Raw genomic sequence first — 19,233 nt, forward strand, 5'->3', positions numbered from 1 at the left:
GTTGAAGGCTTATTTTAATAATGGCTAAAGCAGTTATTGCGGATTATAGGGTAGCTTGGTCTTCTATGCCCAACTGCTCCCAAATCTCGTCCACTCGCTGCTTAACCTCTTGGTCCATCACTATTGGGGTGCCCCATTCGCGGTTGGTTTCACCTTCCCACTTATTGGTGGCATCCAGGCCCATCTTGGATCCCAGTCCCGCCACGGGTGACGCGAAATCCAGATAGTCAATGGGTGTGTTGTCTATCATCACAGTGTCGCGGCTGGGATCCATCCGAGTGGTTATGGCCCAGATAACGTCCTGCCAGTCGCGGCAATTCACGTCTTCGTCAACTATGACAATAAACTTGGTATACATAAACTGACGCAGGAAAGACCAGGCCCCCATCATCACCCGCTTGGCATGGCCGGGATATTGTTTGCGGATGGAGATCACCGCCATCCGGTAGGAACAACCCTCCGGTGGCAGGTAAAAGTCGACGATTTCCGGATACTGCTTGCGCAGGATAGGAACGAAGACCTCATTGAGGGCAACCCCGAGCATGGCCGGTTCATCCGGTGGTCTTCCCGTGTAGGTGCTGTGGTAGATGGCGTCTTTTCTGTGACTGATATGGGTCACGGTAAACACAGGGAAGCTGTCGGTTTCATTGTAATAACCTGTGTGGTCACCGTAGGGGCCTTCCACCGCCATCTCTTCGGGATCGATATAACCTTCGAGAATGATCTCACTGGTGGCAGGCACTTCCAGATCGCAACTCAAGGCCTTGACCACTTCGGTGCGCTCACCGCGCAGCAGTCCGGCAAAAGCATATTCACTCATGGCATCGGGCACTGGAGTGACGGCGCCGAGAATAGTGACAGGGTCGCTGCCCAGAGCCACTACCACAGGATATTTTTCACCTGGGTGCTGCTGCTTGAAGTCGGCAAAGTCCAATGCCCCGCCTCTGTGTGACAGCCAGCGCATGATCAGCTTGTTTTTGCCCAGCAGTTGCTGGCGGTAGATCCCCAGATTCTGGCGTTTCTGTCTCGGCCCTTTGGTGATGGTCAAACCCCAGGTTACCAGCGGTGCAACATCGCCGGGCCAGCAGTGCTGAATGGGCAGGGCGGTCAGGTCGACCTGATCGCCTTGCAACACCACCTCCTGGCAAGGGGCGTTACGCACTGTCTTGGGCGGCATGTTCAGTGCTTGCTTGAACATGGGGATCTTGGCAATGGCATCCTTGAAGCCCCTGGGTGGCTCGGGCTCCTTGAGAAACGCCAGCAGTTCGCCCACGTCCCTCAGTGCCATGGGATCATCCTTGCCCAGCGCCATGGCGACCCGCTTCGGAGTACCGAAGAGATTCACCAGCACGGGCATCTGTTTGCCCTTGGGATTTTCAAACAGCAGGGCCGGGCCACCGGCACGCAGCACCCGATCGGCTATTTCGGTCATTTCAAGATAAGGATCAACCGGATAGCTGATACGCTTGAGCTCACCCTGACTCTCGAGGTGATCGATAAAACTGCGTAAATCCTTAAAACTCATGTGGAAATAGCCTCGCTGCCGAATGCATTAATGGCGCGCACTATAGCATTAATCCCGGCAGCGGTTAACTGCTGTCGCATGGGGGAGCAGAGACAAACAGGCGACCCTTGGCTGAATGCCCGCTGAGTCATCTTTATTTCTCCTGCGATTCACTGATGAATCCGGGCGCCAGCCGTAGTAGCATGAAAGCTGCGGGCCTTGAAGCCTGGAGGCTATATGAAACGAGCATTTTTCCTGAGTCTGATACTGATGAGTTTGCCACTGGTGGCTGCTGCCATGGATAACTCCCATGCCGAGCGCCACTATCAGGGTGATATTCATAGAGGAGATGACAACCGCCGGCATAACCATGGCTCACGAAGTCATTGGGGCCTGTATTGGGGCGTTAACAATCCCTGGCTATCGCCCTGGCGCTACGACCCGTGGAATCGTTGGCAGTGGGATGACCCTTGGTACAGAGATCGCTGGCAGCGCCCCTATGTATATCGCAGGCAACCCAAGCCGGAGCCTGTGGTGGTGGCGCCACCGCAGCGAGTAACGACTCACTTCGAAACCTTGGCCGACACAGGGAGTCGTGCCAGCCTACCGGCCAATGCCAGGGTGATACAACAGGGTAATCGCACCTTGTATCAATGGCAGGGCAAAACCTATCAATTTGACTGGCAAAGCCAAACCTATCGGCCTCTGTCACAGTCCCCATCTGAAGTCGGAGAACAAAGCAAATGAAATTGATCACCGGGGCCAGCAGTGGCTTGGGGGCAGCGCTGGCGAGGCATTATCATGCTGAAGGTGCGTCCTTGTTGTTAACCGGCCGCAGCGAACAGAGGCTGCAACAATTGGCGGCAGAGTTGCCTGGTGTCAGTTGCCAAGCCACAGATTTAACCAATCCGCAAGCGATTGAGGCTCTGCTCGATACCTTGGGCGAGGCCCCCGAAATGCTGCTGCACTGTGCCGGCAGCGGCCGCTTCGGTAACCTGGAAACTCAGTCACCGGTCGAGATAAAGACCCTTATCGACAATAATCTGCTGTCCACTCTGTTGCTGCTCAGAGCCATGTTGGCCCGTTGGCGGCAAGAGTCCATGACACTGGTGATTGTCATGTCTACCGCGGCGCTGCAACCCAAGGCCGGAGAGAGCAGTTACTGCGCGGTAAAATGGGCCGTCAGAGGCATGCTGGAGTCCCTGCGCTTGGAACTCAAGGGCAGCAAGATAAAACTGATAGCTGTCTACCCCGGCGGAATGGCAACCGGGTTCTGGCCCAGCAGCGGTAAATTGGTGGATACGTCGAGCTTTATGACTGCCGATGAAGCCGCAGCCATGCTCAGTCAGGCCTTGCAAAGTTGTGCCCACGGTTATGTTTCGGATATCACCTTGACCCGGGGCTAGGGGGCAACGTTAAGAGTTAAAAAGGATTTTGACCGTGATTCCACTCAGCCAAGAGGCAATTACAGCCAAGGGAGGCGCCATGATATCTCAATGGCACAGTACTAACTCAGACTCTGGCTTTGGGCGTCATTCATGCATGATTATATGTCTGTTGCTGCTGGGCAGTTTGCTGTCTTTGGGATTGGCGCAGGCCAGCACAAGCGGCAATCTGTGTATTCCCTATACTGCCAGCGAAAAGGTTACACTCGCCTATATCAATGATGGCGATACCCTTACACTCAAAGATGGCCGCCTGATACGCTTGATAGGTGTCAATGCCCCCGAGATAGATCATCAGTATCCCAGTCTCTCCCAGCGCTACAGTCTGGAGGCCAGGGCCTTTGTCGCCTCTAAGCTCAAAACGGGGGACGAGCTGGCGCTGATGTTTGGCCCAACCAAGCTGGATCCCTATGGTCGCACTCTGGCCTATGTCTTTACTCCGGATGGTTTATTGTTGCAGCAGGAACTGCTGCAACAGGGTTTTGCCATGGCCAGGGTCTATGAGGAACATCCGTTTTGGGAATGCTTTGCCAAGCTGGAGCAGCAAGCACGAACTCAGAGTACAGGTTTGTGGGTGTTTGATGACTATGCCCCCAAGGCGGTTTCGGCTATCGGCCAGCAGGATTTAAATCAGTATCGGCTGGTCAGAGGTGTGGTGACAGATTTTGAAAGAAAGGGACAGTATTTGTGGCTTATTCTGGATAATAACTTCTATGTCGGCATACCTCAGGCCGGATCTGGTAATTTTAGCAACCTTTTAGCGCTGAACTCGCTCAAAAGAGCCGTTATAGTGCGGGGTAAGTTGTATTTTTCCTACAAAAAATGGCAGATGATCGCCACTCATCCATCACAGATAAGTTTAGAAAATCCCCCTTAGAAGCAAAATGCCTGACTTAAGCGGAAAATTTCTATCTCACTGTTTTAAAACAGTGCCTTTTCGCGTATCTTTAGCGCCTTGTGATTTGAGTCACTGTAGAGGAAGTTCTGCGGTGATCCAGACCTGTGTTTGTACGGTTTTTACTTAATATCATTCCGCATTTCAGGATTTAAAAATGACAGATTTCCGTCAAAAAGCGCTCGATTACCATGAGTTCCCCGTTCCAGGCAAAACCGCAGTGACGCTGACCAAGCCCGCCGAGACCAGTATGGATTTGGCGCTGGCGTACAGCCCGGGGGTGGCAGAGCCGGTACGTGAAATCGCTTCCAATCCTGCCAATGCGTACAGATATACCAACAAGGGCAACACGGTTGCCGTGATTTCCAACGGTACCGCCATTCTGGGGCTGGGTAACCTAGGCACCTTGCCATCCAAGCCGGTAATGGAAGGAAAGGCTTTGCTATTCAAGCACTTCGCTAATATCGACGCCACAGATATCGAAGTAAAACACCGCACAGCTGAAGAGTTTATTCATACAGTCGAAGCGATTGCCGACACTTTTGGCGGTATCAACCTGGAAGACATCAAGGCGCCTGAGTGCTTTGAAATCGAGCGTGAGCTGATCGAGCGCTGCCAGGTTCCTGTGTTTCACGACGACCAGCACGGTACGGCAATCGTTACTGCCGCCGGGATGATCAATGCCCTCGAGATCCAGGGCAAGAAACTGGAAGAGGCTGTGTTTGTTTGTATGGGCGCAGGCGCAGCGGCCATCGCCTGTATGAGCATGCTGGTCAAGTGTGGAGCCCAGCGTGAAAATGTCTACATGCTGGATAGAAAGGGCGTTATCCATACCCGTCGTGAAGATCTCAACGAGTACAAGGCGCTGTTTGCCAACAACACAGACAAGCGCACGCTGCAGGATGTGATCAAGGGGGCCGACGTGTTCCTGGGGCTGTCTGGCCCTGATGTTCTCGGCGCCGAGGAAGTGGCTATGATGGCCGAGAAGCCGGTGATCTTCGCTTGCTCCAACCCGGATCCCGAGATCAAGCCTGAACTGGCTCATGAGATACGTAGCGATTTGATCATGGGAACCGGTCGCAGCGACTATCCCAACCAGGTCAACAATGTGCTCTGTTTCCCATTCATTTTCCGTGGCGCTTTGGATGTGCGTGCCAGCCGCATTAATGATGAGATGAAGATAGCCGCGGTTTATGCCATTGCTGAACTGGCCAAGGAGCCTGTGCCAGCATCTGTGTTGGCGGCTTACCCCAATGTCAGCGAGTTGAGTTTCGGCCCGCAATATGTGCTGCCCAAGCCTATGGATCCTAGATTGTTGCCCAAAGTCGCCAAGGCTGTGGCGCAAGCAGCCATAGACTCTCAGGTTGCTCAGATAGACACACTGCCGCAATACCCGGAAGTCTGATAGCAGTTTTATTCCCAAGGGGCCTTGTTTGGCCCCTTTGTTGTTTCTGCAAGGCAGACGGGGTATTTGCCGTGCTGTGCAGCTTGTCGGTTGCCTTTTGCGTATGGCTGCTGAATAATCAACAGACTGAGTTCCCGCAGTGAGGCGGCTCAATACTTAGAAGAATAAGAAGACTGGCAGGATCGCCCTCGATGAAACTCACCCGAATTCTCACAAAAAAACTCACCAGTTTTTGGCTCTTGTCGCTGACGACAGTGGCATTTGTGTTTCTGCTCTGTGCCATGATGAGTTTCCTGCAGCTGACCTACAAGTTCCAGCAACAGAAGGTCACGGAGCTGGAAACCATGCTGAGCAACCAGTACCAACCCAGCAGCAATTGGGAACTGGAGTCCTGGCTGCCTCCCATGTTGATTGCCTACAACGCCGCCAGCTTTAAGCTCTGGCATTACGACAAGTTATTGTTTGAATATAAAGGAAATATAGGCACAGAAAACCTGGTGCGTTATCAGTCACCGCTGAAGAACAACCCGGGTATCCGCATGGAGCTGGAACTGCCGCAGCCGTTTTCCCAGCACAGACCAGGTTGGTACGAAGTCTTGATCATTCTGGTCGGCGTGGGTGCCGTGCTGGCGTTTGTCCGTTTCGGCTATCTCTGGTATTCGCGGCAACTGGAGGGGATTGAAGAGCTGGCACAGCGCAGCCGTTTAATCCTCTTGGGTGAGCATGAAAAAGCGCTGGCGATGCCGGGCAAGGGTAAACCCAGATTGATTAACCGTGCCCTAAGTCGCTTGCTGGAAGAGCTGGCCGATGCCCAGAAAGAGCGGGCCAGATTTGACAAGTTTATCCGCAGCAATACTTTCCTGGATCCCGACACCCGCATAGGTAACCGCCTGTTTCTCAAGAACCGCCTCGATGCCCTGAGCAATGAACAGGGCATGATAGCCCATGGGGTGCTTTATCTGTTGGAGCTGGAGGATCTGGATCTGCTGCAGCAACAGCTGGGAGACAGCCTGACGCTGGAGCTGCTAAGACAAAACGTCAACGGCATCAGCCAGATACTGCAGTCTCAGCCCAACAGTTTCTTTGCCCGCCGTTCCCATAACCAGTTTGCAATAGTGGTGACCCAGATTTCCCTGGCGGAGGCCGATCAACTGGCGATCCGGCTGCTGAAAGTCTGCCAAAGCCAAGTGTTGCCCAAGCTGGACAACGCCGACAACTTCTATCATCTCGGCGGCGCTTACTTCAAGGTGGGCGATGGTCAGCAACAGTTGCTGGAAGAGGCGGAAATGGCCCTGAGAGCGGCTCAGCTGCAGGGGATCAATACCTGGTTTATGTATGACAAGGGCGCGGTGGATCAGGAGTTTGCCAAGGGCTCGGTGCGCTGGCGCAGCTTCCTGGAAATGGCCTTGGTCAACAAGCGTTTTCTCGCTTATACCCAGCCAGTGATGGATTGTGACGGCAAACTGCACCATAGAGAGGTGTTCACCCGGGCCAGAGATCCCGAGGGCAATCTGGTGCGGGCGACCCTGTTTCTGCCTATGGCGGTTAAATGTGGGCTGATGCCGCAAATTGAGCGCCAGACTCTGGAAAGAGTCTTGTTTGAGTTGCTGCCGAGTGAGCCGGACAAGAAGGTTTGTTTCAGCATCAACCTGAGCCTGGATTCGCTGATGAGTCGCGCCTTTATCCGTTGGCTGCGTACCACCTTGCTGGAATACCGGGATCTGACCGGCAGGTTGATCTTCGAGGTCAGTGAGGATATCGCGGCGCCCAATCAGGAGAAGATAGCCTCCAGGCTGCAAATGATCCGCAAAATGGGCGCGCGCCTGTGTGTCGATCATGTGGGGCAGCAGGTGATCAGCACCCAGTATATTCAGGACACGGGGTTCGAGCTGATTAAACTGCACAGATCCATAGTGCGGCAGATCCATTTACGGCCCGAAAATCAGCTGTTTGTTCGCAGCCTGATAGGTGGACTCTACCGCACCGAAGTACAGGTTTGCGCCGAAGGCGTGGAGCTGTTCGAAGAGTGGCAGACTTTGAGAATACTCGGCGTCAGCGCCGCTCAGGGCAGCTGGTTCAGCGAGCCTATGCCGGCCAGCGCCTGAGCTAGAGTACAAGCCTTGTATTCGTTTGACTTGTTTATCAGCATGGGTGAGCCTATCTTTAGAGCAGTTCTCAGTTTGAGAATATTTGCCTATAAAATGAAGTGATTAGTGTTTAGAATGGATACGCCAAAATATTGACTTAATTTTTAAGGTTGCAGCAAGTTGTTAACCTTAAGGCCGAGGTCAGGCCAACCACTTTCACAGGGACTCAGGGTTACCTATGACGAACAAGTCATTCATCAGTCGTCTTTTTAGCTTTGGCTCGTCCGAATCCGGCGTCGCTACCGGCATCTTCCTCGCGGCCAATCACGCCTGGGTCTTTCGCCCCGGCAGTGACAGCCAAGGCGCACTCTGCCACAGCTATTCACTGCAAAAAGATGACTGGAATGCACTGTTTTCCGCTATCTATGCCGACTTTGGCCCCTCGAAACTGCAGTTGGCGTTGGGCTTTGGTCATTATCAACTCCTGAGCGCCGACCGGCCCAAGGTAGAAGCCGATGAGATGGCTCAAGCGCTGGTTTGGGCGGTCAAGGACATGGTCAGCACGCCGCCGGCCGATATCCATCTGGACTACTTCGAATCACCAATTAAAAGCAGTGACAAACTCAATGTGGTGGTTTGCTCCCGCAGCAGCCTATCTGCTTTGGCCCAGGGAATAGACAAGGCCGGTATGGAGTTGGTGGGGATCAGCATCGAAGAGTTACTGCCCACTAACCTCTTTGGCCAAGACCCTATGGCCAGGCTGGTGATCAGCCAAATTCCCGGGCAGGAGTTACTGCTCACTGTGGTGCGCGAGGGTGAACTCTACATGCAGCGGCGCATTCGCGGATTCGCCGAACTGCACCAGACCGATGCCGAATCCTTGGGGTTCGGCGTTGCCGATACCCTCAGCCTGGAGATCCAGCGCTCGATGGACTTTTTTGAAAGCCAGCTCAGACAAGCGCCGGTAGCCTCGATTGAAATCATGGTTCAGGGGCAAACCGATGCCCTGGCGCAACTTGTGTCCAGTAACTTTAACCAGCAGGTGCGTCCGGTCAATGGCATGGATGTCGGTATGAAAATGGCTGAGCTCAGCTATCTGGAACTGGAGCGGGGTAGCAAATGAGCAAGACCCGGATCAATCTCTATTCGTCTTCACTCTTGCCTCCCAGGCTAAGGCTCAGTTTTGTTCGTTTGCTGGTTATTGCTGGTGTGTTCTTGTTACTGGGACTCTCACTTATCGGCTTGGGATGGTGGCAGCAAACGCAAGTGTCCAGGCAGTTGCTTGAGGTCGAGTCGCAGCGCCAGGCCTTGGAGAGCCAAAAACAACAACTGGAAGCCGAATTGGCCAAGCGTCAGCCTAGTGCCGAGCTGGTCATTGAGCTGGAGCGTCGTACTCAGGAGCGAGAGCTCAAGGGTTTATTGTTGACCGAGCTTGGGCAGCGGGAGCGCATGACGTCCAAGGGCTTTGCGCCTGTGCTGCAGGAGTTGGCCCAAGTGTCCGATGGCAGCGTGTGGCTGAGCCGCATCAAACTTGAAGAAGACAAGCTGGAGTTTGAAGGTTTCGGCCAATATCCGCAGAGTCTGCCGCGCTGGATAGACAAGCTCAAACAAACAGAGAGTCTGAGAGGGCGCTCGTTTGCTTCCATGACCATGGCTCGGGAGCCAGGCCAGCCACTGGCCTTCGTCCTGACCAGTGAAGCCCGGGAGGTGAAGAAATGAATTTCCTTCGGCGTCTGGGCCAAGCCTTTGATGGTTTGAGTCAAAGAGAGAGGATCATGGTGGCGGGAGTCAGCCTGTTATTGCTGCTGTTTCTGCTGTATCTGCCGCTGGAGTCTTTCTGGCTGGAGCGCCAGAGCAATCTGCAACGCCTGCATGCCGGCCAGAGTAGCATCAAACTCAGTCAGCAACAGCTGGAGCTCTATCGCCAACGCCTAGCGGAAGACCCTGATACGCCGCTTAAGGCCCGCTTGGGGCAAGTCAATCGTGATATCGCCGCGTTGGATCAACAACTGGACCGCCAGATGGTCGACATGGTGCCCGCCAGCTATATGCCATCATTGCTTACCGCCTTGCTGGAACGGGTGCAAGGAATACAGCTGACCGGCTTCAAGTCTGTCGCCCCAACACCTTTGCTGGTGGTGGGTAAGGACGATGAGCAGCAGATGAATCTCTATAGTCACGGCATAGTGCTGGAGTTTGAAGGCGACTATTTTGCCGTGCTCAAGTTTGTGCAAGCGGTGGAAAACATGCCGGACAAGCTCTATTGGAAGCGCCTGGATTACCGGGTGTCTGAGTATCCCAAGGCCAGTGTGCAACTTGAGTTATACACGCTCAGCATCAATGAGGACTTTATCAGTGTGGCATCATCCAGCTAAGTGCTTAATCTTATTGGCGATGCTCTGCAGCCAGGGTCTGGCAGCAGCCAGCCTGCGGGACCCTACCATGCCGGCACAGGGAGTAAATTTGCCAGCCAAGGAGCAGGGAGGAGGGCAGGGCCTGATACTGAGCAGCCTGCTCAGCGGACCTCAGGGCAGGCGGGCCGTGATTAATAACCAAATTTACCGCCAGGGAGACAGGATTCAAGGGGTGGTGTTAAGCCGTATCGATCAGGACAGTGTTTTACTGGCCGATGGTCGCCGACTCTATCTGTTTCAAGCGATTACCGAGCGCAAGGAAAAACATTAATGAAAACCAGACTCGCCTATATGCTGCCGTTGCTGGCTCTGGGCCTGGCGGCCTGCCAAACCACGGATAGGCCCAACCCAGCCGCCTCCAAAGAGGCGCTGCGCGATTCCATGGCGCAGCAAAATGCCAGGGCAGCAGTGCCTCCTCCGGCCAGCTTGCCTCCCGGTGTGCAGCAAGAGTTGAATGCCGATGGTCTTCTGGCCGGGCTGGCCGCACCTATGCAGACCGAGCGGCGTTTTGATGTCTCGGCCAATGATGTCGATGCCAGGGTGTTTTTCCCGAGTCTGGTGGAAGGCACTCCCTTCAGTGTGGCTGTGCACCCGCAAGTGAGTGGCAATATCTCTTTATCGCTCAAGGGCGTGACCCTGAGTGAAGCCTTGCAGGTAGTACAGGACATTTACGGCTATGAAATCAGCCGGGAAGGACGGATCCTGAGGGTCTATCCGGCAGGCCTGAGAACCGAGACTTTCCCGGTCAATTACCTCTATATGGAGCGTATCGGTCTGTCGCTGACTTCGGTCAGCTCGGGAAGGATCTCTGACAACAACAATAACAACAACAGCAATAACAACCTCAACAATAATGGCCTGAACAACGGCAATAACAGCAATTTCAGCAATAACCGTAGTAACAACAACGGCAACGACCAGAACAGCAATAACACCAACGGCACTTTCATCAGTTCCCGCACCAAGACAGATTTCTGGGGCGAGCTGCAAAAGACCCTGGAATCGATTCTCGGCAGCAGTGGCGACGGCCGCTCTGTAGTGGTCACTCCCCAGGCTGGCTTGGTTACCGTCAGAGCCAATCCGGACGAGCTGCGGCAGATCCGCAGTTTCCTCTCCACCGCCGAGAGCCATTTGCAGCGGCAGGTTATTCTGGAAGCCAAGATCCTCGAAGTGACCCTCTCCGATGGTTACCAGCAGGGGATCCAGTGGCAGGATGTGCTTGGCAGCGCTTTGGCCGACGGTAACACCAAGGTTAATTTTGGCACCAGCGAGGGCTCGTTTGGCGATCAGATCACTGAGGCCATAGGAGGGGTGACCTCTTTATCACTCAAAGGCACGGATTTCACCGCCATGATCACTCTGCTGGATACCCAAGGCGATGTCGATGTGCTCTCCAGCCCCAGGGTGACAGCGTCCAACAACCAGAAGGCGGTGATCAAAGTTGGCCGTGACGAATACTTTGTTACGGATGTCTCCTCTACCACAGTGGCCAGCACTACACCGGTGACATCGCCTGAGGTGGAGCTGACACCCTTCTTCTCGGGAATCGCTCTGGATGTGACGCCCCAAATAGACAAAGACGGCAGTGTCTTGCTGCATGTACATCCTTCGGTCACAGATGTGAAAGAGCAGAAAAAGAGCATCAAGATAAGTGACTCTTCGTTGGATCTGCCCTTGGCCCAGAGTGAAATCCGTGAGTCCGACACTGTCATCAAGGCGCTTTCCGGTGATGTGGTGGTGATTGGCGGCCTGATGAAGAGCGAGAATACCGAAGTGGTATCCAAGGTGCCGCTGCTGGGCGATATACCCTTTATCGGTGAAGCCTTTACCAATCGCAGCAAGTTAAAGCGCAAGACAGAGCTGGTGATTTTGCTCAAGCCGACCGTGGTAGTTGATGGCACCTGGCAAAAAGAACTGCAACGCTCTCAGAGCTTGCTTGACCGCTGGTATCCACAGGAATAGCCGCTTCTATGTATCTGCAGCATTTTGGCATCCAGAGCATGCCTTTTGCCCTGACCCCAAATACAGGATTTTTCCTGGGGTTGGCTCCCCATGTGGAGGCCTTGCAGGTGCTGCAGGTGGCGCTGCAAACCGGTGAAGGTTTTATCAAGGTCACCGGCGAAGTGGGAACCGGCAAAACATTGCTGTGCCGCAAACTGCTCAACGAGTTACCGCAGCAGTTTCGCTGCGCCTGGTTGCCCAATCCTTATCTGACCCCGGCAGAACTCAGACTGGCGATTGCCGAGGAGCTGGGGATTGCCGTGAATGATATTAAAGATCAGCAGCAACTCAGTGGCCTTATCCAGCAGCAGCTGCTGGCGCTCAGTGCCCAGGGGCTCAATATTGTTTTGTTGCTCGATGAAGCCCAGGCCTTGCCGGATGAGAGTCTTGAAGCCTTGCGGCTGTTGACCAATCTGGAAACCGAGAGCCGCAAGTTGCTGCAGGTGGTGATCTTCGGCCAGCCCGAACTGGATTCGCGCCTGGCGCAGCAAGAGTTTCGACAGTTACGCCAGAGGATCACCTTCAGCTATCGCTTGCGGCCGCTGACCCGGGATGAAGTCTATGCCTATCTGCGCCACAGATTGGCGGTGGCCGGCTATCAGGGGCCGGCGTTATTCAGCGCTGCAGACAGTAAACGTATCGCCGTGGCTGCCAGAGGGATCCCCAGATTGGTGAATATTTTGGCGCACAAGGCGCTGCTGCTCTGTTTCGGTGAAGGCAAACAGCAAGTGAAAACGGCGCATATCAAGGGCGCCATAAAGGATACCGAAGATGCTTCCCGTACTTCGAACTGGCGCTGGCTTTGGCCGACTCTGGCACTGCTCCTTACTTCAGTCGGCGCCTCGGTCGGGGTTTATGCCATGAAGGGAGTCTGGTTATGAGTGTGGTCAATCAGATGCTCAAGGACCTGGATAAACGCCAGCAGCCCCACAACTTAGCTCATGTGCCGGTGGGGCAGGCCAGTCAAGCGGCGGCCAATCCCTGGTGGTTGCTGCTCGGTGGCACGCTGCTTGGCATCTCTCTATTGGCGTTGGGGTTATGGTTGGGCGGTTATTTGGGAAGTGGCAGTCAAAGCGCTTCTCAAACCCTAAACCAAAGTAGTGACCGAGCAGAGCCATCGCAGACAGTGCCGTATGAGCCGGGACCCACGGGCCGTAATCGGCCGCAGCCGAAAGTAGTCTCAAGCGCTGCCGATGGCAGCGATAGATTAAGTTTGGAGCCTGAGGCGCAGAACTCGGCGCTGCAACTTCCCAGCAAGAGCCTGGCTCCAAGTGAACAATCCAAAGCTCCTGATACGGGCTTGAATGCTCAAGGCTCAGCCTTTGAAACAAAAAGCTCTGAAACGAACGACTTTGAAACAAAAAGCCCGGAAATGTATGGCTCAGAAACAGGCAACTTAAAATCAAGCCGGGCCGATGACAGCCTTGAAACCAGTGCAGTTGCCGAACGTTTGGCAGCCAAGGAAGAGCCGCTCGGACTGGAGGCTGGACAAGAGCCGGCTCAGTCAGTGCAAATAGAAAGACCTGGTCGCAATGAAAAATCAGGCTTGGATCAGAAGCCCAGCCCCAATGAGAGTGGCCGGATAACCCAATCCACATCAGGGGTTGCCAAGCCAAGCCAGGCGAAAATGAGTGTGACTCAGGTATCTCTGACCCCGGCAGAGCTGTCGCAAAAGAAATTACAACAGGGACAACAGGCTAAGGAACTGGGGCAGTTGGACAAGGCAATGTCGGCCTATGCCGAAGCCTTGCGTTTGAATGATGCCAATCACAACGCCCGCCAGGAGCTGGCGGCGCTGTTTTATGGCCGCGGCGAATTGGACAAGGCAGCAGTACTGCTGCGTCAAGGCGCCGAAAGCTATCCGCAGCAACCGACCTTTTGGTTGTTGCTGGCCCGGGTGCAGAAGGCTCGCAGCGAGTTACCTCTGGCGCTCGCCAGTTTGCAACAGATAGCCGATGGCAGCGAGCTTGGGCGCGAGAAATGGCTGCTGCAGGCGGAAATTGGCCAAAGCCTCAAGGATTGGCCCTTGGTACAACAAAGTTATCTTAGCCTGATCCGGCAGGATGCCTCCCAGGGACGCTGGTGGTTGGGGCTGGCCTATGCCCAGGATGCGAGTGGTGATTATGACGCTGCCAAGGCCAGTTACCAGGAAGCACTCAAGCGCCAGGGCTTGTCCTCGGATGCTCGTGATTACATAGAAAACCGACTCGCCCAGATAGGAGGCCGCCAGTGAAACCCAAGTTGAAAATGCGCCTCGGTGATCTCCTGGTACAGGAGCAGATTATCAGCGAGGTGCAGCTGCAAAACGCGCTGTCACAACAAAAGCAAACCGGCCGCAAGCTGGGGCGCACCCTGATAGACATGGACTTTATCAGCGAGGAGCAGCTGCTGCAGTTTCTCTCGCATCAGTTGAATATTCCCTTTATCGATATCAGCAAACGCCCCATTCCTACCGAGGTGGTCAACCTCTTGTCCGAAGTGCAGGCACGGCGTTTTCGGGCTCTGGTGATTGAAGCCGACAAGGATTCTGTGCTGGTGGCCATGAGCGATCCTGCCGATCTGCAGGCGCTGGATGAATTGGATGTGCTATTGGCACCAAGACGCCTGAAACTGGCGGTGGTCAAGGAACAGCAGCTGTTCGATGCTTTTGACAACCTCTATCGTCGCACCGGCCACATTGCCCAGATGGCCGGCAAGCTGGAGGAAGAATACGCCGCCGATGATCAGTTTGATCTCGCCAGTCTGACCGAAGGTGACAGCGACAACGAAACCACAGTGGTTAAGCTGTTGCAGTCGATTTTCGAGGATGCAGTACAGATCCGCGCCTCGGACATTCACATTGAACCCGGCGACAAGTCGCTCAGGATCCGCCAGCGGGTGGATGGTCTGTTGCAGGAAAACGTGCTCAAAGAGGTCAATATTGCCGCAGCGCTGGTGCTCAGGCTCAAGCTGATGGCCGGCTTGGATATCTCGGAAAAACGTTTGCCCCAGGATGGCCGTTTTCATATTGAAATCAAAGGCCATCAGATAGATGTGCGTATGTCTACCATGCCCATCTATCACGGCGAGTCTGTGGTGATGCGGCTGTTGGACCAATCGGCAGGGCTCTTGACCCTGAATGAAACCGGAATGCCGCCGCATATTCTCGAGCGGGTACGGCGGCAGATAAAACGCCCCCACGGCATGTTGTTGGTCACAGGTCCTACAGGTTCGGGTAAGACAACCACTCTTTACGGCATTCTCAGTGAGCTGAACAAGGCTGAGAGTAAGATCATTACCGTGGAAGATCCGGTGGAATACCAACTGCCGCGGATCAACCAGGTGCAGGTCAATCACAAGATAGGCCTGGATTTTTCCAATGTACTGCGCACCACCCTGCGCCAGGATCCCGACATCATAATGGTGGGGGAGATGCGGGATCAGGAAACCGTCGAAATCGGCTTGCGCGGTGCCCTGACAGGTCACTTCGTGCTCTCGACCCTGCACACCAATGATGCCATTACCAGTGCCCTGCGTTTGCTTGATATGGGGGCGGCCAGTTATTTGGTGGCCAGTGCCCTCAGGGTCATCATAGCCCAGCGCCTGGTGCGGCGGGTGTGTAAGAACTGCGCCACCGATTATCAGCTCACGCCGCAGGACAGGGTCTGGCTCCAGAGTATCAGCAAGCGCGACTTTTCCGATGCCAGGCTCAGAGTGGGCACAGGGTGTCAGAGCTGTTCCGGCACCGGCTATCGTGGCCGGATTGGGGTATTTGAGATCCTCGAACTGGATGAAACCATGATAGAGGCGATGCGCAGCGGTAATCCCCATGAGTTTGCCCGTGCCGCTTACGCCAGCGAGCAGTTTACCCCGCTGGCTGAATCGGCTCTGGAGTATTTACGCAGCGGCCTGACGACCATAGAAGAGGTCGCCAAGCTGGTGGAAGATGTCTCCGAGTCTCAAGTGCCGTTGGCGGCCGAGATGATGGAACGGGATGAGGTCTGATTATGCCGCTCTATGCCTATCGGGGCCGGGATGCCCGCGGTGAACAGGTCAAGGGACAATTGGATGCTGCTTCAGAGAGCGTGGCGGCCGATCTGCTGCTGGCCAGAGCCGTGATCCCATTGGAGCTCGTTGAGCTCAAGCCTGGCCCGGATCTCAGTCTCAAAGGTTTGCTCAAGCGTAGGGTTGGCCTGGATGAGCTGCAGATATTTACCCGGCAGATGTACTCCCTGACCCGCTCCGGCATTCCTATTCTGCGAGCCATTGCCGGGCTGTCGGAAACCACCCATTCCAAACGGATGAAAGAGGCATTGCAGGATGTCTCTGAACAGTTGACCGCCGGACGGCCGCTGTCGTCGGCAATGAACCACCATCCGGATGTGTTCGACGCCTTGTTCGTCTCCATGGTTCATGTGGGAGAGAACACGGGCAAACTGGAAGATGCTTTTCTGCAGTTGTCCGGTTATATCGAGCGGGAGCAGGAAACCCGCAGACGGATCAAGTCTGCCATGCGTTATCCCATGTTTGTTCTGTTGGCGGTGGCACTGGCACTGGTGATCCTCAATATTATGGTGATCCCCAAGTTCGCTGAAATGTTTTCCCGCTTCGGTGCCGAATTGCCTTGGGCGACCCGGTTGCTTATCGGTACTTCCAACCTGTTTGTCAATTACTGGCCCTTGATGCTGGTGGGGTTGGTGGTAACTGTACTCGGGGTGCGTTATTGGCATAGAACCGAGAAGGGCGAAAAACAGTGGGATCGCTGGAAACTGCATATTCCAGCGGTGGGTTCCATAATCGAACGCTCGACTCTGGCCCGTTATTGCCGCAGTTTTGCCATGATGTTGGGGGCCGGAGTGCCCATGACTCAGGCGCTCAGCTTGGTGGCCGATGCCGTAGACAACAGCTATATGCACGACAGAATCGTCAACATGCGCCGTGGGGTCGAAGCGGGGGAATCCATGCTGAGGGTTTCCAATCAGAGTCAGTTGTTTACGCCCCTGGTGTTGCAGATGGTTGCTGTTGGGGAAGAAACCGGCCGTATAGATCAACTGCTCAATGATGCCGCCGATTTTTACGAAGGTGAGGTAGATTATGACCTCAAGAACCTCACCGCCAGGCTGGAACCTATTTTGATCGGCATAGTGGCCATTGTGGTGCTGATCCTGGCCCTGGGTATCTATCTACCTATGTGGGACATGCTCAATGTAGTCAAGGGAGGTCGCTGATGCCAAGCCAGCATCAGGCCGAGGAAGATCTGCTACGAACCTTCGCCAGACTGGCCGCGCTGCTGCTGTTGTTGGTCATTCTGGCGGTGTTGGGAGTACGTTATTTTTCAGCCGTGGATCAGGTGTCGGCCAGGGGGTTGCAGCTTGAACACCACAGGTTGCTGAATGTATTGGCCATGGTGAGATCCCAGTGGCTGAGCCTGGGACGCCCTGAACAGATGCAACTGGATTGGCAGACGCTGGAACGCCCAGAGCCTCCAGGTCAATTGGCTATGAATAAGGCCGGTTGGCCACAGGCGCCCAGCCGGGATGACAGCGGCTGTGTGGCTCTTTGGCAACAGCTTCTGGGAGGCATGCCGGATAAGGCTGTTATCCGGGTGCAGTTTCTCAGCCAGGATCAAAGCTGCCGCTATGTGAGCCCTGCCGGTGAGAGCCTGAGTTATCAAATGGACACCGGCAGGGTCATTTTTTTGACAGCTGATACAGATTATTGACCGAGTTGGTTTTTTATCTTAACGGAACTGCTAAAATCAGTGGCGAACAGGTGGAGGAAACCTAGATGAAACGACAGATGCAAGGCTTCTCGTTAATCGAGCTGGTGATAGTGATAGTGATCCTGGGCCTGCTGGCTGCAACCGCTATTCCGCGTTTTTTGAATGTGACAGATGATGCCGAGGATGCCAGTCTCGAAGGTGTAACAGGTGGCCTCGCCACTGCAGTCAGTTTTGTGCGTTCCCAATGGGAGGTCGATGGTCGCCGTAACAACTCGGTGATCCTTGATGGTACGACAGTGTCTCTGGATACCCGCTTCGGCTATCCGACCGGTACTGGCAATACCTCGGCCACTTCCATGGATGATGCCAGTTGCCAGCAAGTGTTCAATACCGTGCTGCAGAGTGCACCCAAGAATGTGCTTTACAGTGCCGATGCCAGAGATCAACGCTATACCGTCAGGGCCTTGGAAGGAGCAGGTGCAAGCGCTACAGCCATTGACGGCACTGTGGTAACCGGGCTGGATCTCTGCGTCTACCATCAGGTGGCATCTCTGGTGCTGAATCAAAGCTCGGGGGTGGCGACACCGGCTCCGGATCTCAACACCACAGGCGCCAAGGGAATTACCTATAACCCGGGTACCGGCCAGGTATTGAGTTTCAGCAACTGATTGAATTGAATTTTTTGAACTAAAGGAAAGCGCTATGCAAAGGCAACAAGGTTTCACCCTGATTGAACTGGTGGTGGTGATCATAATTCTCGGTATTCTGGCGGTGGTCGCTGCGCCCAAGTTTATCAATCTGCAATCCGATGCCAGGGTGTCTACCCTTCAGGGAATGAAGGCGGCACTTCAGGGGGCCAATGCCATGGTGTATTCCAAGGCTGTTATTGCCGGTCAAGGTAAAACTACGGGTGAGAGTGTTGTCATTGGAAAGAGCGGTAACAGTGATATTAGTGTTACTGTGGATTATGGATATTTGGACAGTGCGGCCAATTCCACCACAGTGAAAACCAATCTGGAAAAAGCTATGGACAATACTTTCGAGGCTATTACCGGAACAGATACCGTTGCAACTGAAGACTTTGGGGTGATCTATGTTAGTGACACTTCTTTCATTATTGTCCCTAAGGGTAAGAAAGGCAGTGAGGCCTGTCGTATTAACTATACCCCAGCCACAGCAACTTCGTTGCCACAGTATGTGGTAACTGGTACAGATTGCTAATTTGAAAGGAATAGAAAATGAAAAAACAACAGGGTTTTACGCTGATTGAATTAGTGGTGGTGATTATCATTTTGGGGATACTGGCTGTCACTGCAGCGCCTAAGTTTTTGAATCTGCAATCTGATGCAACCAAGTCAACTCTTTCTGGTATGAAAGCAGCGTTACAGGGCGGTAATTCCTTGCTCTATTCGAAAGCTGCTATTCAAGGTAAAGAAAAAGACGACGGTAGCAATGGTGACAATGTTGATCTTACAGGGGATGGTAGTGCGGATATCACTGCTGTATATGGGTATGTGAAGGCTGATGCAACCAATATTCTCAAAATTCTGGAAGCAGATACCACCTCCAGCGGGGACTGGGTTATCGCAGCTCCCAGCGCAGCCAATGTCAGTGCTGCTGATGTGATCATTTATCGCAAGGGAACAACGCCTTCAGACACCTATAAATGCTTTGTTGAGTATTCGGAAGCTACCAGTAACTCATTGCCCGTATATGAGATCGTGGATACCAACTGCTAATAGCCTGTAGCTGAAAAGGCCTGCCAAGCAGGCCTTTTTTAC

19 protein-coding genes are annotated in these 19,233 nt (G+C 54.0%); 18 read left to right on the plus strand and 1 reads right to left on the minus strand.

Features of this window, described 5'->3' with window-relative positions; translation table 11 throughout:
- Positions 1–43: 43 nt before the first annotated feature.
- A complete protein-coding gene (gene ubiD / locus ACF8D4_RS20815; protein ID WP_054744491.1) occupies positions 44–1,525 on the minus strand; it encodes a 4-hydroxy-3-polyprenylbenzoate decarboxylase in 1,482 nt (493 codons plus the stop codon).
- Between the two features lie 216 nt (positions 1,526–1,741).
- Here ubiD and ACF8D4_RS20820 point away from each other — a divergent pair, with 216 nt between their 5' ends.
- The 18 genes from ACF8D4_RS20820 (at position 1,742) to ACF8D4_RS20905 (ending at position 19,191) form a co-directional block, all read left to right on the plus strand.
- Positions 1,742–2,251, plus strand: a complete 510-nt coding sequence (locus ACF8D4_RS20820; protein WP_392465142.1) for a hypothetical protein — start codon at positions 1,742–1,744, stop codon at positions 2,249–2,251.
- The gene (locus ACF8D4_RS20825; protein WP_071238652.1) at positions 2,248–2,910 is read left to right on the plus strand and encodes an SDR family NAD(P)-dependent oxidoreductase; all 663 of its coding nucleotides are present in this window, start codon (positions 2,248–2,250) and stop codon (positions 2,908–2,910) included. The genes ACF8D4_RS20820 and ACF8D4_RS20825 overlap by 4 nt, the downstream gene beginning before the upstream one ends.
- Before the next feature lie 136 nt (positions 2,911–3,046).
- Positions 3,047–3,826: a thermonuclease family protein gene (locus tag ACF8D4_RS20830; protein ID WP_392465144.1), complete on the plus strand. Its 780-nt coding sequence runs from the start codon at positions 3,047–3,049 to the stop codon at positions 3,824–3,826.
- A 175-nt stretch (positions 3,827–4,001) separates the two neighbouring features.
- Positions 4,002–5,249: a malic enzyme-like NAD(P)-binding protein gene (locus ACF8D4_RS20835; RefSeq protein ID WP_392465146.1), complete on the plus strand. Its 1,248-nt coding sequence runs from the start codon at positions 4,002–4,004 to the stop codon at positions 5,247–5,249.
- Between the two features lie 191 nt (positions 5,250–5,440).
- A complete protein-coding gene (gene csrD / locus ACF8D4_RS20840; protein ID WP_071238653.1) occupies positions 5,441–7,354 on the plus strand; it encodes an RNase E specificity factor CsrD in 1,914 nt (637 codons plus the stop codon).
- 220 nt (positions 7,355–7,574) lie between these two features.
- On the plus strand, positions 7,575–8,459 hold the full coding sequence (locus ACF8D4_RS20845) for an MSHA biogenesis protein MshI (RefSeq protein WP_144190980.1): 885 nt from the start codon (positions 7,575–7,577) through the stop codon (positions 8,457–8,459).
- On the plus strand, positions 8,456–9,055 hold the full coding sequence (locus ACF8D4_RS20850; RefSeq protein WP_129979912.1) for a PilN domain-containing protein: 600 nt from the start codon (positions 8,456–8,458) through the stop codon (positions 9,053–9,055). The genes ACF8D4_RS20845 and ACF8D4_RS20850 overlap by 4 nt, the downstream gene beginning before the upstream one ends.
- Complete coding sequence (locus ACF8D4_RS20855; RefSeq protein WP_317058750.1) at positions 9,052–9,711, plus strand: MSHA biogenesis protein MshJ; 660 nt, start codon at positions 9,052–9,054, stop codon at positions 9,709–9,711. The genes ACF8D4_RS20850 and ACF8D4_RS20855 overlap by 4 nt, the downstream gene beginning before the upstream one ends.
- A gap of 88 nt (positions 9,712–9,799) precedes the next feature.
- The gene (locus tag ACF8D4_RS20860) at positions 9,800–10,021 is read left to right on the plus strand and encodes a general secretion pathway protein GspB (RefSeq protein WP_208171572.1); all 222 of its coding nucleotides are present in this window, start codon (positions 9,800–9,802) and stop codon (positions 10,019–10,021) included.
- A complete protein-coding gene (gene mshL, locus ACF8D4_RS20865) occupies positions 10,021–11,712 on the plus strand; it encodes a pilus (MSHA type) biogenesis protein MshL (protein ID WP_096141129.1) in 1,692 nt (563 codons plus the stop codon). Before ACF8D4_RS20860 ends, mshL begins: the two co-directional genes overlap by 1 nt.
- 8 nt (positions 11,713–11,720) lie before the next feature.
- Positions 11,721–12,632 carry an ExeA family protein gene (locus tag ACF8D4_RS20870; RefSeq protein ID WP_167717167.1) on the plus strand — a complete coding sequence of 304 codons (912 nt, stop codon included), beginning with the start codon at positions 11,721–11,723 and terminating at the stop codon, positions 12,630–12,632.
- Positions 12,629–13,984: a tetratricopeptide repeat protein gene (locus ACF8D4_RS20875; protein WP_345869511.1), complete on the plus strand. Its 1,356-nt coding sequence runs from the start codon at positions 12,629–12,631 to the stop codon at positions 13,982–13,984. The genes ACF8D4_RS20870 and ACF8D4_RS20875 overlap by 4 nt, the downstream gene beginning before the upstream one ends.
- Positions 13,981–15,735: a GspE/PulE family protein gene (locus tag ACF8D4_RS20880; protein WP_107005199.1), complete on the plus strand. Its 1,755-nt coding sequence runs from the start codon at positions 13,981–13,983 to the stop codon at positions 15,733–15,735. The genes ACF8D4_RS20875 and ACF8D4_RS20880 overlap by 4 nt, the downstream gene beginning before the upstream one ends.
- Before the next feature lie 2 nt (positions 15,736–15,737).
- The gene (locus ACF8D4_RS20885) at positions 15,738–16,958 is read left to right on the plus strand and encodes a type II secretion system F family protein (protein ID WP_045282601.1); all 1,221 of its coding nucleotides are present in this window, start codon (positions 15,738–15,740) and stop codon (positions 16,956–16,958) included.
- Positions 16,958–17,452, plus strand: a complete 495-nt coding sequence (locus tag ACF8D4_RS20890; RefSeq protein WP_107352863.1) for an MSHA biogenesis protein MshF — start codon at positions 16,958–16,960, stop codon at positions 17,450–17,452. The genes ACF8D4_RS20885 and ACF8D4_RS20890 overlap by 1 nt, the downstream gene beginning before the upstream one ends.
- 65 nt (positions 17,453–17,517) lie before the next feature.
- Positions 17,518–18,120: a Tfp pilus assembly protein FimT/FimU gene (locus ACF8D4_RS20895; protein WP_044735297.1), complete on the plus strand. Its 603-nt coding sequence runs from the start codon at positions 17,518–17,520 to the stop codon at positions 18,118–18,120.
- Positions 18,121–18,154: 34 nt separating this feature from the next.
- A complete protein-coding gene (locus ACF8D4_RS20900; protein WP_025011848.1) occupies positions 18,155–18,673 on the plus strand; it encodes a type II secretion system protein in 519 nt (172 codons plus the stop codon).
- A gap of 17 nt (positions 18,674–18,690) precedes the next feature.
- Positions 18,691–19,191, plus strand: a complete 501-nt coding sequence (locus ACF8D4_RS20905) for a type II secretion system protein (RefSeq protein ID WP_045282603.1) — start codon at positions 18,691–18,693, stop codon at positions 19,189–19,191.
- Positions 19,192–19,233 lie beyond the last annotated feature (42 nt).

It is taken from the genome of Shewanella sp. YQ_9 (assembly GCF_043103185.1).
GTDB lineage: Bacteria > Pseudomonadota > Gammaproteobacteria > Enterobacterales > Shewanellaceae > Shewanella > Shewanella algae.

Bases quoted from the DNA above. Each gene is read 5' to 3' on its own strand.
- ubiD (WP_054744491.1), bottom strand. From the start codon at position 1,525: ATGAGTTTTAAGGATTTACGCAGTTTTATCGATCACCTCGAGAGTCAG.
- ACF8D4_RS20820 (WP_392465142.1), top strand. From the start codon at position 1,742: ATGAAACGAGCATTTTTCCTGAGTCTGATACTGATGAGTTTGCCACTG.
- ACF8D4_RS20825 (WP_071238652.1), top strand. From the start codon at position 2,248: ATGAAATTGATCACCGGGGCCAGCAGTGGCTTGGGGGCAGCGCTGGCG.
- ACF8D4_RS20830 (WP_392465144.1), top strand. From the start codon at position 3,047: ATGATTATATGTCTGTTGCTGCTGGGCAGTTTGCTGTCTTTGGGATTG.
- ACF8D4_RS20835 (WP_392465146.1), top strand. From the start codon at position 4,002: ATGACAGATTTCCGTCAAAAAGCGCTCGATTACCATGAGTTCCCCGTT.
- csrD (WP_071238653.1), top strand. From the start codon at position 5,441: ATGAAACTCACCCGAATTCTCACAAAAAAACTCACCAGTTTTTGGCTC.
- ACF8D4_RS20845 (WP_144190980.1), top strand. From the start codon at position 7,575: ATGACGAACAAGTCATTCATCAGTCGTCTTTTTAGCTTTGGCTCGTCC.
- ACF8D4_RS20850 (WP_129979912.1), top strand. From the start codon at position 8,456: ATGAGCAAGACCCGGATCAATCTCTATTCGTCTTCACTCTTGCCTCCC.
- ACF8D4_RS20855 (WP_317058750.1), top strand. From the start codon at position 9,052: ATGAATTTCCTTCGGCGTCTGGGCCAAGCCTTTGATGGTTTGAGTCAA.
- mshL (WP_096141129.1), top strand. From the start codon at position 10,021: ATGAAAACCAGACTCGCCTATATGCTGCCGTTGCTGGCTCTGGGCCTG.
- ACF8D4_RS20870 (WP_167717167.1), top strand. From the start codon at position 11,721: ATGTATCTGCAGCATTTTGGCATCCAGAGCATGCCTTTTGCCCTGACC.
- ACF8D4_RS20875 (WP_345869511.1), top strand. From the start codon at position 12,629: ATGAGTGTGGTCAATCAGATGCTCAAGGACCTGGATAAACGCCAGCAG.
- ACF8D4_RS20885 (WP_045282601.1), top strand. From the start codon at position 15,738: ATGCCGCTCTATGCCTATCGGGGCCGGGATGCCCGCGGTGAACAGGTC.
- ACF8D4_RS20890 (WP_107352863.1), top strand. From the start codon at position 16,958: ATGCCAAGCCAGCATCAGGCCGAGGAAGATCTGCTACGAACCTTCGCC.
- ACF8D4_RS20895 (WP_044735297.1), top strand. From the start codon at position 17,518: ATGAAACGACAGATGCAAGGCTTCTCGTTAATCGAGCTGGTGATAGTG.
- ACF8D4_RS20900 (WP_025011848.1), top strand. From the start codon at position 18,155: ATGCAAAGGCAACAAGGTTTCACCCTGATTGAACTGGTGGTGGTGATC.
- ACF8D4_RS20905 (WP_045282603.1), top strand. From the start codon at position 18,691: ATGAAAAAACAACAGGGTTTTACGCTGATTGAATTAGTGGTGGTGATT.